The 15064-nt window shown below is 69.9% G+C and carries 12 protein-coding genes; 6 read left to right on the top strand and 6 right to left on the bottom strand.

Translation table 11 applies throughout. The annotated features are described in order from the left end of the window. Positions 1-9: 9 nt before the first annotated feature. From O7553_RS19750 to O7553_RS19775, 6 genes are all read right to left on the bottom strand, one after another. On the bottom strand, positions 10-690 hold the full coding sequence (locus tag O7553_RS19750) for an L-ribulose-5-phosphate 4-epimerase (protein WP_281551182.1): 681 nt from the start codon (positions 688-690) through the stop codon (positions 10-12). Then, complete coding sequence (gene araB, locus O7553_RS19755; protein WP_281551183.1) at positions 690-2372, bottom strand: ribulokinase; 1683 nt, start codon at positions 2370-2372, stop codon at positions 690-692. Before araB ends, O7553_RS19750 begins: the two co-directional genes overlap by 1 nt. 43 nt (positions 2373-2415) lie before the next feature. Then, complete coding sequence (gene yjfF, locus O7553_RS19760; protein WP_281551184.1) at positions 2416-3438, bottom strand: galactofuranose ABC transporter, permease protein YjfF; 1023 nt, start codon at positions 3436-3438, stop codon at positions 2416-2418. Next, on the bottom strand, positions 3435-4568 hold the full coding sequence (locus O7553_RS19765; protein ID WP_281551185.1) for an ABC transporter permease: 1134 nt from the start codon (positions 4566-4568) through the stop codon (positions 3435-3437). Before O7553_RS19765 ends, yjfF begins: the two co-directional genes overlap by 4 nt. Continuing rightward, positions 4565-6091 (bottom strand): sugar ABC transporter ATP-binding protein, encoded by a 1527-nt coding sequence (locus tag O7553_RS19770; protein ID WP_281551186.1) that lies wholly within the window; start codon positions 6089-6091, stop codon positions 4565-4567. The genes O7553_RS19765 and O7553_RS19770 overlap by 4 nt, the downstream gene beginning before the upstream one ends. A 136-nt stretch (positions 6092-6227) precedes the next feature. Further along, on the bottom strand, positions 6228-7181 hold the full coding sequence (locus tag O7553_RS19775) for an ABC transporter substrate-binding protein (RefSeq protein ID WP_281555676.1): 954 nt from the start codon (positions 7179-7181) through the stop codon (positions 6228-6230). 664 nt (positions 7182-7845) lie between these two features. On the opposite strand from O7553_RS19775, the gene O7553_RS19780 reads away from it, so the two are divergent. The 6 genes from O7553_RS19780 to O7553_RS19805 all read left to right on the top strand — a co-directional run bounded on the left by O7553_RS19780 (position 7846) and on the right by O7553_RS19805 (position 15038). Next, positions 7846-8829 carry a LacI family DNA-binding transcriptional regulator gene (locus O7553_RS19780; protein WP_281555677.1) on the top strand — a complete coding sequence of 328 codons (984 nt, stop codon included), beginning with the start codon at positions 7846-7848 and terminating at the stop codon, positions 8827-8829. Positions 8830-9180: 351 nt separating this feature from the next. Next, positions 9181-10323 (top strand): multiple monosaccharide ABC transporter substrate-binding protein, encoded by a 1143-nt coding sequence (chvE, locus tag O7553_RS19785; RefSeq protein WP_281551187.1) that lies wholly within the window; start codon positions 9181-9183, stop codon positions 10321-10323. Between the two features lie 10 nt (positions 10324-10333). After that, on the top strand, positions 10334-11884 hold the full coding sequence (gene mmsA, locus O7553_RS19790) for a multiple monosaccharide ABC transporter ATP-binding protein (RefSeq protein ID WP_281551188.1): 1551 nt from the start codon (positions 10334-10336) through the stop codon (positions 11882-11884). Beyond that, entirely contained in the window at positions 11881-13062 is a 1182-nt protein-coding gene (gene mmsB, locus O7553_RS19795; RefSeq protein WP_278170952.1) for a multiple monosaccharide ABC transporter permease, read from the top strand. The genes mmsA and mmsB overlap by 4 nt, the downstream gene beginning before the upstream one ends. A 168-nt stretch (positions 13063-13230) precedes the next feature. After that, entirely contained in the window at positions 13231-14145 is a 915-nt protein-coding gene (locus O7553_RS19800) for a nucleoside deaminase (RefSeq protein WP_281551189.1), read from the top strand. Then, the gene (locus O7553_RS19805; RefSeq protein WP_281551190.1) at positions 14145-15038 is read left to right on the top strand and encodes a TIGR03619 family F420-dependent LLM class oxidoreductase; all 894 of its coding nucleotides are present in this window, start codon (positions 14145-14147) and stop codon (positions 15036-15038) included. Before O7553_RS19800 ends, O7553_RS19805 begins: the two co-directional genes overlap by 1 nt. The last annotated feature ends 26 nt before the right edge of the window (positions 15039-15064 follow it).

The following is a 15064-nucleotide window of genomic DNA, read 5'->3' on the forward strand; positions in this document are numbered from 1 at the left end:
GGCCGCGGTTCACCGCTGGCCGTACACGTTCTGGTAGCGCTCGTACAGCGCGTCGACCGCCGCCTGCGGCAGCGGCTCGACCGGACCGAGCTGGCGGGCCAGGTGGATGGTGCGGGCCACGTCCTCGCACATCACCGCCGCCTTCACCGCCGCCTTCGCGGTCGCGCCGATGGTGAACGGGCCGTGCTGGCGCATCAGCACCGCCGGTGACCGGTGTCCGGTGAGCGTCGCGACGATGCCCCGGCCGATCGCGTCGGAGCCGATCAACGCGAACGGCCCGACCGGGATCTCACCGCCGAACTCGTCGGCCATCGCGGTCACCGCGCACGGGATCGGCTCGCCGCGCGCCGACCAGGCGGTGGCGTACGGGCTGTGCGTGTGCACCACCCCGCCGACGGACGGCATGTGCCGGTAGACGTACGCGTGCGCCTCGGTGTCGCTCGACGGCGCGTAGTCGCCCTCGACTAGCGCGCCGTCCAGGTCGGTGACGACCATGTGCGCCGGGGTGAGCTCGTCGTAGCTGACCCCGGACGGCTTGATCACCAGCAGGTCGGCGCCGGGCACCCGGGCCGAGACGTTGCCGCTGGTCCAGGTGACCAACCCCCAGCGGGTCAGGTGCTCGTGCAGCCGGCACACCTCGGCACGCAGCCGGGTGATCTCGGCGGAGTGGATGGCGGTTGTTGTCGTCATTATGCGGAAGCCTCCCGGTCGGAGCGGGCGAGCGCGGCGTTGCGGATGTCCCGCAGCCGGTGCATCGCCTTGTCCGCACCGGTGCCGAAATGGTCGTGCAGCAGCTGGTACTCGGCGTACAGCCGGTCGTAGCCGGCGGCGGCATCGGGGTCGGGGCGGTAGACGGCGGTCTCCACCGCGCCCATCACCCCTGCCGCGGTGACCACGTCCGGGTACGCCCCGGCGGCGACCGCCGCGTGGATCGCCGAGCCGAGCGCCGGCGCCTGGTCGGAGCTGGCCACGCTGACCGGCCGGCGCAGCACGTCGGCGTAGATCTGCATGATCAGCTTGTTTCGTTTCAACCCGCCGGCGACCACGAACTCGGTCACCGGCAGCCCGGCCCGCTCGAACGTCTCCACGATGGTCCGGGTACCGAACGCGGTCGCCTCGATCAGCGCCCGGTAGATCTCGTCCGGCCGGGTGGCCAGGGTCAGCCCGACGATCAGCCCGGACAGATGGTGGTCGACCAGGACCGACCGGTTGCCGCTGTGCCAGTCCAGGGCGACCAGCCCGTGCCCGCCGACCGGTTGGTCGGCGGCCTGCCGGGTGAGCAGCTCGTGCACGCTGAGTCCGAGGCGCGCGGCCTCGTCGTGCACCGCCGGCGGTACGCCGTTGTCGACGAACCAGGCGAAGATGTCACCGACGCCGGACTGGCCGGCCTCGTAGCCGTACGCCCCGGCGGTGATGCCGCCGTCGACGACGCCGCAGATGCCGGGGACCTCGACCAGGTCGGTGCCGTTCATCACGTGGCAGGTGGAGGTGCCCATCACGGCGAGCAGTTGCCCCGGCGCGACCGCGCCGGCCGCCGGCGGGGTGACGTGCGCGTCGACGTTGCCGACGGCGACCGCGATGCCGGCCGGCAGCCCGGTCCAGCCGGCGGCCTCGGTGGTCAGCCCGCCGGCCCGGGCGCCCAGCGGCAGGATCGGATGCTCCAGCCGGGTGGCCGCGAAGTCGGCGAAGTCGGGGTGCAGCGCGGCCAGGTACGCCGGGTCCGGGTACCGGCCGTCCTGGTAGATACCCTTGTAGCCGGCGGTGCAGGCGTTACGGGTCTCGGCGCCGCACAGCTGCCAGACGATCCAGTCGGCGGCCTCGATCCACCGCTCGGTACGGGAGTAGACCTCCGGGTCCTCCTCCAGCACCTGCAACGCCTTGGCGAACTGCCACTCGGCGGAGATCTTGCCGCCGTAGCGGCCGATCCACGGCTCGCCGCGCTGGTGGGCCAGGGCGTTGATTCGGTCGGCCTGCGGCTGCGCCGAGTGGTGCTTCCACAGCTTCGGCCAGGCGTGCGGGCGCTCGGCCAGCTCGGGCAGCTGGCACAGCGGGGTCCCGTCGGCCAGGGTCGGCAGCACGGTGCACGCGGTGAAGTCGGTGGCGATGCCGATCACCTGTGCCGGGGCCACGCCGGCGTCGGCGAGCGCCGCCGGCACGGCGTGGCGCAGCACGTCCCGGTAGTCCTCCGGTCCCTGCAACGCCCAGTCCGGCGGCAGCGGTTTGCCGCTGGTGGGCAGGGCGCGGTCGATGACGGCGTTGCGGTACTCGTGCACCGCCGAGCCGGCTTCGGCGCCGTCGGCGACTCGGACCACGACGGCCCGCCCGGACAGGGTGCCGAAGTCGATGCCGATGGTGTACTGGTCGGTGTTCACCCGTTCTCCCTGTGGTGGATTCCTGCCTGGCCACTATGGTGAGTCATCCGCGCCGCCGGGTGACCAGGCGTTGCAGGATGATGAAGGCGAACAGCAGCGCGCCGATGACGATCTTCGTCCACCAGGAACTCAGATCCGCCTGGAAGGCGATGATCGTCTGGATGAGACCGAGCACGCCCACCCCGAGCACCGTACCCAGCAGGTACCCCGATCCGCCGGTCAGCAGCGTGCCGCCGATCACCACCGCGGCGATCGCGTCGAGTTCCATTCCCTGGGCGTGCAGGCTGTAGCCGGAGAGCATGTAGAAGCTGAGCAGCACGCCGCCGAGCGCCGCGCAGAACCCGCTGATGGTGTAGACGGCGATCCGGGTCCGCCCGACCGGCAGGCCCATCAGCAACGCCGACTGGGGGTTGCCGCCGATGGCGTACACCTTGCGACCGAACGGCGTATACGCCAGCACGAAGGCGGCGATCAGTACGACGACGAGCGCGATGACCACGCTGATCGAGATGAAGTAGCCGTCGCCGAAACGCAGCCGCTGCTGGGCCGCGCCGGTCCAGAACGCGTCGGTGATCGGGATCGAGTCGCTGGTGATCAGGTGGCAGAGTCCACGGGCGAAGAACATCCCGGCGAGGGTCACGATGAACGGCTGGATGTCGAAGAAGTGGATGATCAGACCCATCAGCAGGCCGAGCGTGGTGCCGACGAGCAGGACCAGCGGCAGCACCACACCGGCCGGCCAGCCCGCACGCAGCAGTACGGCGGCGCAGACGGTGGTCAGGGCGACCACCGCGCCGACCGACAGGTCGATGCCGCCGGTGAGGATCACGAAGGTCATCCCGACCGCGACGACCAGCAGGAAGGCGTTGTCGACGAAGACGTTCAGCAGGATCTGCGGCTGCGCGAACCCGGTGTAGTTGAGCGCGCCGAGGCCGTACATGGTGGCGAGCAGGGTGAGCGTGGCGAGCACCGGCAGGTGCCGTTGCTGCGGCAGGTACCGCCGAGGGCGGACGGTCGGCGTCGGCGCGGTGGCCGTCGCCTGCCGGGGGTCGCTGACGTCGATCATGCCCGTACCTCCGCCTCTGCCGGCGCCGCCGGGCCGGTCTGCTGGGGCAGCCCGCCACCGGCGCCGTCCGGTCGCTTCCCGGGCGGCGCCCCGGGCGGGCGGGCGGGGCCGCCCCGGCGGGTGATCCCGGCCAGTCGGGCGCGGAACGCCGACGACTGGGCCAGGCACAGCACGATGACCACGACCGCCTTGAACAGCAGGTTCGCCTGGCTGGGGATGCCGATGGTGTAGATGGTGATGTCCAGCGCCTTGATGATCACCGCGCCGAGGACGCTGCCGGCGAGGGAGAACCGGCCACCGGTGAGCGCGGTACCGCCGATGACGACGGCGAGGATCGCGTCGAGTTCGATCAGGTTGCCGGCGTTGTTGCCGTCGGCGCTGGAGACGTTGGAGCTGAAGATGAGCCCGGCGATGCCGGCGCACAGTCCGGCGAAGACGTACGCCAGGATGACGAGTTGCCGGGCGCGGATGCCGGCCAGCCGGCTGGCGGTCGGGTTGCCGCCGACCGACTCGACCAGCATGCCGAGCGCGCTGCGCCGGATCAGCAGCGCCGCTGCGGTGACCACCGCGACGACGATGAGCACCGACACCGGCAGGGTGAACGCGTAGCCGGCACCGATCACCTTGTACGGTGCCGAGTTGACGTTGATGATCTGCCCGTCGGTGATCAACTGGGCCAGCCCTCGGCCGGCCACCATCAGGATCAGCGTGGCGATGATCGGCTGGATGCCGATCGCGGCGACCAGGGTGCCGTTCCAGAGGCCGAGCAGCACCGACAGCCCGAGCGCCAGGGCGACGGCGAACAGCACACCACCGACGCTGTTCTGGTCGGCCAGACCGCTGATGTGCAGGCAGGCGAGCGCGCCGGAGATGGCCATCACCGAGCCGACGGACAGGTCGATGCCGCCGGTGGCGATGACCACGGTCATCCCGACGGCGACCAGGACCAGCGGGGTGCTGGCCCGCAGGATGTCGATCAGCGATCCGTACAGGTGCCCGTCGCGAACCGTGATGGAGAAGAAGCTCGGGGTGAAGAACAGGTTGCTGACCAGCAGCACCACCAGGATCAGCACCGGCCAGAACAGCCGCTGCCGGACCAGGCCGGTCAGTCGTCGGTGCGCGTCGCTCATGCTGCCGCCTCCCCGGCGATGGTCCGCATGATCCGGTCCACGTCGACGCCCGCGCCGTTGGCGAGCTGGTCGATCATCTGCCGGTCCCGCAGTACCGCGATCTTGTGGCTGAGCCGGAGGACCTCCTCCAGCTCGGCGCTGATGAACAGCACCGCCATGCCGCCGCCGGCCAGCTCGACCACCAGGCGCTGGATCTCCGCCTTGGCGCCGACGTCGATCCCCCGGGTCGGTTCGTCGACGATGAGCAGCTTGGGTTCGGTGATCAGCCAGCGGGCCAGCAGCACCTTCTGCTGGTTGCCGCCGGACAGGTTGCGGATCGGCAGCTCCGGGTCGGCCGGGCGGATCTGCAGCGCGGCGATGTACCTGGCGACCAGCTCGTCCTGGCGGCGACGCGGGATCGGTCGGGCCCACCCCCGGGCGGCCTGCATGGCGAGGACCAGATTCTCCCGTACGGTCAGGTCCTCGACCACGCCCTCGGCCCGGCGGTTCTCCGAGCAGAACGCGATGCCGTTGGCCATCCCGGTCCGCGGGCCGCGCAGCGCGGTCGGTCTGCCGGCGATGCTCAGCCGACCCCGCTCCGCACGGTCGGCGCCGAACAGCAGCCGGGCCGCCTCGGTACGCCCCGATCCGAGCAGCCCGGCGAAGCCGACCACCTCGCCGGCGTGGATGGTCAGGTCGAACGGGGCGATCGCCCCGGACCGGCCGAGTCCGGTGGCCTCCAGCACCGGCTGACCGCCCTCCAGGGTGGCCAGGTCCGGCTTGGACTCACCGTCGAGCTGCTCCAGCACGCTGAGGTCCTTGCCGATCATCTTGGCCACCAGCTCCAGCTGGCTCAGCTGCGCGACCGGCCACTCACCGATCAACCGGCCGTTGCGCAGCACGGTCATTCGGTCGGCGATCTCGTAGACCTGGTCGAGGAAGTGCGAGACGAACAGGATCGCCACCCCGGAATCCTTGAGCTGGCGGATCACCGCGAACAGCTGTTCCACCTCGGAGGCGTCCAGGCTGGAGGTCGGCTCGTCGAGGATGAGCACCTTGGCCGAGATGTCCACCGCGCGGGCGATGGCGACCATCTGCTGTACGGCGAGCGAGTGGCTGGCCAGCGGCGCCGTCACGTCGATGTCGAGGTGCAGCCGGTGCAGCAGCTCGGCCGAGCGGCGCCGCATCGTGGCCCACCTGATCGCGCCGAACCGACGGGGCTCCCGCCCGATGAAGATGTTCTCCGCCACCGACAGGTTGGGGCAGAGGTTCACCTCCTGGTAGACGGTGCTGACGCCGGCCTGCTGGGCCTGCAGCGGACCGGCGAACCGGACCTGCCGGCCGGCGAGCCGGATCTCGCCGCGGTCGATCCCGTAGACCCCGGTGAGAACCTTGATCAGAGTAGACTTGCCGGCGCCGTTCTCGCCCATCAGGGCGTGCACCTCGCCGGGGAACATCCGGAAATCGACGTCGTCGAGCGCGACGACGCCGGGGAAGGTCTTGCCGATCCCGGTCATCTCCAGGATCGGCGCCGCGTCGGTCATCCGTACCTCTCACTGCTGTCGCTGCGGTCGGCCACCGCCGGCCCGGTCGGCGCCTGCGAGGGCCGACCGGGCCGGCGGCCGGCGCCTGCCCCGTCGTCCCGCCCGGCGCGGTGGCCGGGCGGGACGACGGATCGGCTCAGTACTCCCGGGTGGGCAGTACTTCCTTGGCCTGCTCCGGGGTGAAGGTGGTCTCCTCGGTGACCACCCGCTTGGGCACCGACTCACCGGCGTGTACCTGCTCGACCAGATCCATCAGCTGTGGCCCGAGCAGCGGGCTGCACTCCGCGATAAAGTTGATCTTGCCGTCGGCGAGCGCCTGCATGCCGTCGCGGACCGCGTCGATCGTGATGATCGTGATGTCCTGACCGGGCACCAGACCGGCCGCCTCGATCGCCTCGATCGCACCGAGACCCATGTCGTCGTTGTGCGCGAAGAGCACGTCGATGTCGTCGTGGGCCTGGAGGAATGCCTCCATGACCTCCTTGCCCTTGGCCCGGGTGAACTCACCGGTCTGCGACGCGATGATCTCGAACTTCGGGTCGGCGGCGATCGCCTCACCGAAGCCCTGCTTGCGGTCGTTGGCCGGAGCCGAGCCGGTGGTGCCCTGCAGCTCGACGATCCGCACCGGGCCGGGCTCGTCGGCGAACTCCTCGGCCAGCCACTCCCCGGAGAGCCGACCCTCGAGGACGAAGTCGGAGCCGATGAAGGTCTCGTACAGCGTCTCGTCCTGCGAGTCCACTGCCCGGTCGGTCAGGATCACCGGGATCTCGGCATCCTTGGCCTCCTTGAGCACCGTGTCCCACCCGGACTCCACGACCGGGGAGAAGGCGATCACGTCGACCCGCTGGGCGATGAAGTTGCGGATCGCCTTGATCTGGTTCTCCTGCTTCTGCTGGGCGTCGGCGAACTTCAGCTCGATCCCGGCCTCGGCCGCGGACTCCTGGACCGACTTGGTGTTCGCCGTACGCCAGCCACTTTCGGCGCCGACCTGGGAGAAGCCGAGGACGATCTGGTCGTCACCGCCGCCACCCCCCTCCGCGCCCGAGTCACCACAGGCGGCGGTGGTCGCCACCATCATCGCCGCGATCATGACGGCGGAAAAACGTCTGAACACTGCCTACCTCCCGCTGAGGCTGATGTCGTCCGCCGGTTGGCCGGACGACCGGCGGTCGAAACGGTCCACGGATGCGGTGGACCGACTGTTAGCGTTAACTTTGCGATTCGGTCAAACACCCGGCGTACGCCAAGCTTCCGACCCACCGACACCCTTCCCAGGTGGCCCAACTGGTCGGGATGCCATCGACGGCCGAGGCTCAACCGCCGCGTTTCAGGAGTGTTACCGTTCTCATCGAGCACGTCAAGGGGGTGGATCGCGGCCGTTACCGCTCTGTTGCGACAACTTTCCTCGGCACCACCGAGTGGGGCGGGACGATCAGATGAGCGATAACATCGACAACGGTCACAGACCAGGGTATCCGGTCGGGTCTCCGTAGTAGGGCAACCGCTGCCGGATCGGCGGAACCAGGTTCTCCCCTCGGCTCGCCGCCAGCCCATGGCGGCTCCCGGTGGGTGACCGCTAACCTCGCTGTTGACGGAGCTGGCACGGGCACCGGAAGACAGCCCGGCCCACCCGGCCGGTCCAGTTCCGCGGCCCTGGCACCACGCCGGGTCTGAAGATCATCGGCAGTGCCGGCACGTCCCGGCCGGACTTGAGGTGGGCAGCGGTGAGCAGCAGAAGCGTCCGGGAACCAGCGATGACGGATGTGGCCAGGCTGGCCGGGGTGAGCCACCAGACGGTGTCCCGGGTTCTCAACGGTCACCCCAACGTGCGCGAACAGACCCGGCTACGGGTCCGAGCCGCCATCGCCGAGCTGGGCTACCGGCCGAACCGCGCGGCCCGCGCCCTGGTCACCGGCAAGTCACAGGTGATCGGAGTGGTGGCACAGAACTCGACGCTCTACGGCCCAGCGTCCCTGCTCGCCGCGTTCGAGCAGGCCGCCGGGGCCGCCGGGTTCGCGGTCAACGTGGGCAGCGTCCGCAGTCTGGATCGGCAGTCCATCGCTGGCGTCGTCGACCGCCACCTCGACCAGCGGGTCGCCGGCCTGGTAGTGCTCGCACCGGTGGTCTCCGCCGGCGAGGCCGTGCAACAGGTGCCGGCCGGAGTGCCACTGGTCACCATCGACGGTGACCCGCAGCACAACACCGCGCTGGTCACCGTCGACCAGGCGGCCGGGGCCCGGGCCGCCACCCGGTGCCTGCTGGACGCGGGTCACCCGACCGTCTGGCACGTCTCCGGTCCGGGCGACTGGTTCGACAGCGCCGGGCGGATCCACGGCTGGGAGCAGACCCTGCGGGACGCCGGCGCCGAGGTCCCGCCACTGGTGCCGGCCGACTGGAGCGCGGCGTCCGGCTACCGCGCCGGGCAGATGTTGGCCCGGATGCGCGACGTCACCGCCATCTTCGCCGCCAACGACCACCTCGCGCTGGGCATCCTGCGGGCCCTGAGCGAGCGGGGCCGGCGGGTGCCGGACGAGGTCAGCATCGTCGGCTTCGACGACGTGCCGGAGGCCGCCTACTTCACCCCACCGCTGACCACCGTACGGCCGGACTTCGACGCGGTGGCCAAGGCGAGTCTGGCGCTGCTGCTGCGGCAGATCGAGTCGGGCGCGCGCAGCGACGAGCGGCACACTATCGAGCCGACCCTGGTGCACCGGCGCAGCGTCGCCGCGCCCAGCTGAACCGGCCCGCCAGCAGAGCCGACGGCGCTCCACATCCAGCCCTTGAGCTGTGGAAACGTCCCGCAACGGAGGCGTCGGGGCGACGCCGGCGCGGGCGGTCGGATGTTTCGCATCGGTTTCCCAAGGATCGCGTAGGGGCTCTTGACAGCGAACTTGTGAGCGATAACACTGCGACTCACAGTGCCACCGATAGTTTGCAGCAACCCGACAGCGTGACGGGGCCGCATGGCCACCGGCCGCCCGCCGTGCCCGGTGCACCGCCCAGCGGTCCGGCACCTCATCGCCCACGGCACCACAACCTCCCGCCTGCGGCGCCACCGCCCGCAGCCCATCCCAGAGAGGGAGACGTCCGTGCAACTGCGCACGAGCACCATAATCCAACGGCTGGCCACGATCGGCGTAGCCGCTGCCCTGGCGACCAGCCTGGCCGCCTGCGGCTCCAGCGAGAAGACCATCAACCAGGAGACCGGCGACGGCGACAACACGGGGGCCCTGGTCGGTGTCACCATGCCCACCCGGTCCTCCGAACGCTGGATCAGCGACGGCGACAACGTCAAGGCCGCGCTGGAGGAGCTGGGTTACGAGGTCGACCTGCAGTACGCGGAGAACGACATCCCGACCCAGGTCAACCAGATCGAGAACCAGATCACCCGGGGCGCCCGGCTGCTGATCGTCGCCTCGATCGACGGCACGGCGCTGACCACCCAGCTGCAGCAGGCCGCCGACCAGGGCATCCCGGTCATCGCCTACGACCGACTCATCCGCAACAGCCCGAACGTGGACTACTACGCCACCTTCGACAACTTCAAGGTTGGCGTACAGCAGGCCACGTCCTTGCTGGTCGGACTCGGCATGCTCAACGCGGACGGCTCCGCCGGCGAGGCCGACGGCCCGTTCAACATCGAGCTGTTCGCCGGATCGCCGGACGACAACAACGCCACCTTCTTCTTCGACGGCGCGATGTCGGTGCTGCAGCCGCACATCGACTCGGGCAAGCTGGTGATCCGCAGCGGCCAGACCGACTTCGACACCGTCGCGATCCTGCGTTGGGACCCGGAGACCGCACAGCGGCGGATGGAGGACCTGCTCACCCGCACCTACCAGGGCGGCGTCACGGTCGACGGGGTGCTCTCGCCGTACGACGGGCTCTCCATCGGCATCCTGTCCGCGCTCAAGAGCAGCGGATACGGCACCGCCGGCCAGCCCTACCCGGTGGTGACCGGGCAGGACGCCGAGGAGGTCTCGGTCAAGTCGATCCTGGCCGACGAGCAGTACTCGACGATCTTCAAGGACACCCGCGAGCTGGCCAAGAAGACCGTCGAGATGGCGCACGCCGTCCTCAGCGGCGACGAGCCGGAGGTCAACAACACCACCGACTACGACAACGGGGAGAAGGTCGTCCCGTCCTACCTGCTCGAGCCGGTGATCATCGACAAGAGCAACTACGAAGTGCTGATCGACAGCGGCTACTACTCGGCCGAGCAGCTGGGCTGAGTCCACGATCATGCCGACCGACGCCATCCTGCAGATGCGGGGCATCACCAAGACGTTCCCCGGCGTGCGTGCCCTGCACGACGTCAACCTGACCGTACGCCGGGGCGAGATCCACGCCATCTGCGGCGAGAACGGCGCCGGCAAGTCGACCCTGATGAAGGTGCTCTCCGGCGTCTACCCGCACGGGTCGTACGCCGGAGAGACCAGCTTCGACGGCCGGCCGGCCCGGTTCGCCGGGATCCGGGACAGCGAGCACCGGGGCATCGTGATCATCCACCAGGAGCTGGCGCTCTGCCCGCAGCTGACGATCGCCGAGAACATCTTCCTCGGCAACGAACAGACCCGCCGTGGGCTCATCGACTGGAACCACACCAACCACCAGGCGGCCGAGCTGCTGCGCCGGGTCGGGTTGACGGAGAATCCGACCACCCTGGTCGCCGAAATCGGGGTGGGCAAGCAGCAGTTGGTCGAGATCGCCAAAGCGCTGTCCAAGCAGGTGAAGCTGCTGATCCTGGACGAGCCCACCGCCGCGCTCAACGACGAGGACTCCGCGCACCTGCTCGACCTGCTCCGCGGGCTGCGGGACACCGGCATCACCTGTGTGATCATCTCGCACAAGCTCAACGAGATCCTCGCCATCGCCGACACGATCAGCATCCTGCGCGACGGCGAACTGATCGAGACGCTCGACCCGGCGAACGACGAGGTCACCGAGGACCGGCTGATCGCCGGCATGGTGGGCCGGTCGATGGAGCACCGGTTCCCGCCGCGCACCCCGAAAATCGGCGCCGAGGCGCTGCGGATCGAGGAGTGGACGGTGCGCTCCCCGGACGGCGACCGGGTGGTCGTCGCCGACGCCAACCTCACCCTGCACCGTGGGGAGGTCGTCGGGCTGGCCGGGCTGATGGGAGCCGGTCGGACCGAGCTCGCGATGAGCGTCTTCGGTCGGGCGTACGGCCGGGACATCAGCGGCCGGGTCTACAAGGACGGCCGGCAGATCCAGCTGCGCTCGGTCCGCGAGGCGATCGACCACGGCATCGCGTACGCCACGGAGGACCGCAAGCGGTACGGACTCAACCTGATCGAGGACATCCAGCGCAACGTGTCGGCGGCCGGGCTGACCCGGCTGGCCCGCCGTGGCTGGGTCAACGAGGGCGCCGAGCACCGGACGGCGCAGGGGTTCCGCCGCAGCATGAACATCAAGGCGCCGAGCGTGGCGAGCATCGTCGGCAAGCTCAGCGGCGGCAACCAGCAGAAGGTCGTGCTGTCCAAGTGGATCTTCACTGAGCCGGACGTGCTGATCCTGGACGAGCCGACCCGGGGCATCGACGTCGGCGCCAAGTACGAGATCTACTCGATCATCAACCAGATCGCCGACAACGGTACGGCGGTCCTGGTCATCTCCTCTGAACTGCCCGAACTGATCGGGCTGTGCGACCGGATCTACACGTTGTCGGCCGGCAGGATCACCGGCGAGGTGCGGCGGGCCGACGCCACCCAGGAGCGACTCATGCAGCACATGGTGCAGGGACAGGAGCAGGGATCGGGGGCCGACCGGTGAGCGTCGCCCGGATCAACGTCCGCGAGAGCGGCATCTACATCGCGTTCGGGCTGATCGTCGTGCTGTTCGCGGTGCTGACCGACGGGGCACTGCTGCAGCCGCAGAACCTGTCCAACATCATCGTGCAGAACTCGTACGTGCTGATCCTGGCGATCGGCATGATCCTGGTCATCATCGCCGGGCATATCGACCTGTCGGTCGGCTCGGTGGTCGGCGCGACCGGGGCGATCGCCGCCGTACTGATGGTCGAGCACGACCTGCCCTGGCCGCTGGCCCTGCTGATCACCCTGATCGCCGGTGCCGCGATCGGCGCCTGGCAGGGCTTCTGGATCGCGTACTTCGGCATCCCGGCGTTCATTGTCACCCTGGCCGGGATGCTGCTGTTCCGGGCGCTCACCCTGAGTGTGCTCGGCAACCAGGGCATCGGGCCGTTCCCGGATCCGGTGCGTACCCTCGCCAACGGCTTCACCGAGGGCTATCTGGGCAACATCGGGTTGGGCCCGCTCGGCGGCGCCGATCTGGTCAGCCTGCTGGTCGGTCTGGTCGCGGTCGGCGGTATCGCGGTCAGCCAGTGGCGGGCCCGGGTCGCCCGGCTCGGCTACGACCAGGCGGTGGAGCCGATGCCGGTCTTCCTGTTCAAGATCGTCGGCGCCTCGGCGGCGGTGCTGTTCGTGATCGTGCAGTTGGCCCGGTTCAAGAACCTGCCGTGGGTGCTGGTGCTGCTGGCGGCCCTGGTGCTCGGCTACTCGCTGCTGACCAAGCGGTCGGTGTTCGGTCGGCAGATCTACGCGGTCGGCGGCAACCTGCAGGCCGCGGTGCTGTCCGGGGTCAAGGTCAAGTCCGTCGTGTTCTGGATCTTCGTGAACATGGGGGTGCTCTCCGCGCTGGCCGGGATCATCTTCGCCGGCCGGCTCAACCTGGCCGGACCGACCGCCGGCAACACCTTCGAGCTGGACGCGATCGCCGCCGCGTTCATCGGCGGGGCGGCCGTGCAGGGCGGGGTCGGCAAGGTGGTCGGCGCGGTCACCGGCGGTCTGATCATGGGCGTGATCAACAACGGGATGTCGCTGATCGGCGCCCCCAGTGAGAACGTCATGCTGGTCAAGGGTGCGGTGCTGCTGGCCGCGGTCGCCTTCGATGTGTGGAGCAAGCGCCGCGCCGGCGTCGCCTCCCGCTGACCCCCGCCGCTCGGGCGACTCCGACCGGTCGGCACCCGACGCGTCCGTCTGGCATCGTGCAGCGCCCCGGCCGGACCGGGCATCCTGATGTCCGGTCCGCCGCGGACACAAACGTCGCTCCGCGTGTTGGCGCCCCTACAGTGGCGAGTCAGCTTCTAGGGTGCCGATATGGCAGAACTGAACGTTTCGCAGCTACGGGTCGTCCTAGTCGTACCGGATGTGGACGACGCGCTCCGCTACTACCGGGACTCGCTGGGGCTCACCGAGCTGGCCGCAATGGCCGGCCCGAAAGGCGCGCGGGTGGCCATCCTGGCCGCCGGCCAGGCCACCCTGGAGCTAGCCAACGAGGCTCAGGCCGCATTCATCGCCGAGGTCGAGATCGACGGTACTCCGAGCACTCCGGTACGACTCGCGTTCCAGGTCGACGACGCGGTTGCGGCGGTCGACGTCCTCGGCGACACACCGGGCGCACGGCTGATCGCCGCGCCCCGACGCACGCCGTGGGGTTCCCTGAACGCCCGGCTCGACGGGCCGGCGGGCGTGCAGGTGACCTTGTTTCAAGACTCGGCCCTGCCGCTCGGGCAGCTGATCGGTGCGGCGCTGCCGTCGATCGGTGGCGAGCCCGGACTCCTGGCCAGGACCGTCGAGGCGGCCCGGATGCACGGCTCGGCCGGCCAGTTGCCGTTCGCCGCCGTGGTGGCGCTGGACGGGAAGGTGATCGGTGCTGGCGTCAACACAGCGCTGACCGACCTGGATCCGGCGGCGCACGCGGAGGTGACCGCCATCCGAGACGCGGCACGGCGCACCGGGTCGGCCGATCTGCGCGGCGCCGTCGTCTACTCAAGCTGTGAACCGTGCGCGATCTGCCGGACGGTGGCGGGCGCAGCCGGGGTCGGTGAGATCGTCTTCGCCGCGGGCAAGGAGTCCGTTCCGCCGGCGATGAACCCCGACCCCCAGACGACCGGTCGGTTGATCGACGCCGTGTCGGCGGTACTGCCGGGCATCGCCCGGCGCGCGGACACCGGGTTGTCGGCCGAGCAGCTCTCCGCGCCCTTCCACGCCTATCTCGCCCAGGCGGCGTGATGGCCAGGCTGGGAATCAACGTGCCGAACTTCGGGCCCGAGGCGGTCCCGGAGGCGTTCCTCGACTGGGCCCGGTTCGCCGAGCACAACGGCCTGTCCACCCTGGTCGTGTCGGACCATGTGGCGCCCACCGCCGAGGTGACCTCGGTGTATCCTGCGCCGTTCTACGACCCCTTCGTGCTGCTGTCCTGGTTGTTCCCGCAGACCGAGAGGATCCGACTTGGTACCTCGGTGGCGGTGCTGCCGTACCGTCATCCGTTGCTGACCGCCCGGATGAGTGCCATGTTGCAGTTGCTCAGCCAGGGCCGGTTCGTCCTCGGCGTAGGCTCGGGATGGGCGGCCACCGAGTTCGCGGCGCTCGGGCTCGACGTGCGGCAACGGGGCCGCACCACCGACTCCCACCTCGGGGTGATCACGAGAGCCTGGGCGGCCGACACGGTCAGCTCCAGCGAACACGGATTTTCCGATGTCGCGACGGGGCCGGCCCCACTTGGAGGCGGGATGCCGGTCTGGGTCGGTGGCGCCGGCCGGGCCGCGATCCGCCGGGCCGCCCGGTTCGGCACGGCCTGGCACCCGATCAATCCGACTCTGGACTGGCTCAGGAACAGAGGTTTGCCGGCGCTGACGGCGGCGGCCGCCGAGGCGGGTCGACCGGTTCCGGCTCTGGTCCCCCGGATCAAGGCCCGGCTGCAGGCCCGGTCCGCGGGCCCGGATCGTCCGCTCGGCGTGGGCACCCTCGCCCAGATCGTCGGGGACGTCAGGGCGCTCACCGAGTGCGGAGCGGCCGAGATCATCCTCGACCCGAACCCGGACGTCCCGACGAGACGGGACTTCGCGGCCGAGCAACGACAGCTGGTCGAGATCGTTCAGGCGTATCGACAAGAAGTCCCTTGACCGGTATAGAAGACTCGCGTACTGTA

The sequence above is a fragment of the Solwaraspora sp. WMMA2059 genome, from assembly GCF_027497315.1.
Classification (GTDB): domain Bacteria; phylum Actinomycetota; class Actinomycetes; order Mycobacteriales; family Micromonosporaceae; genus Micromonospora_E.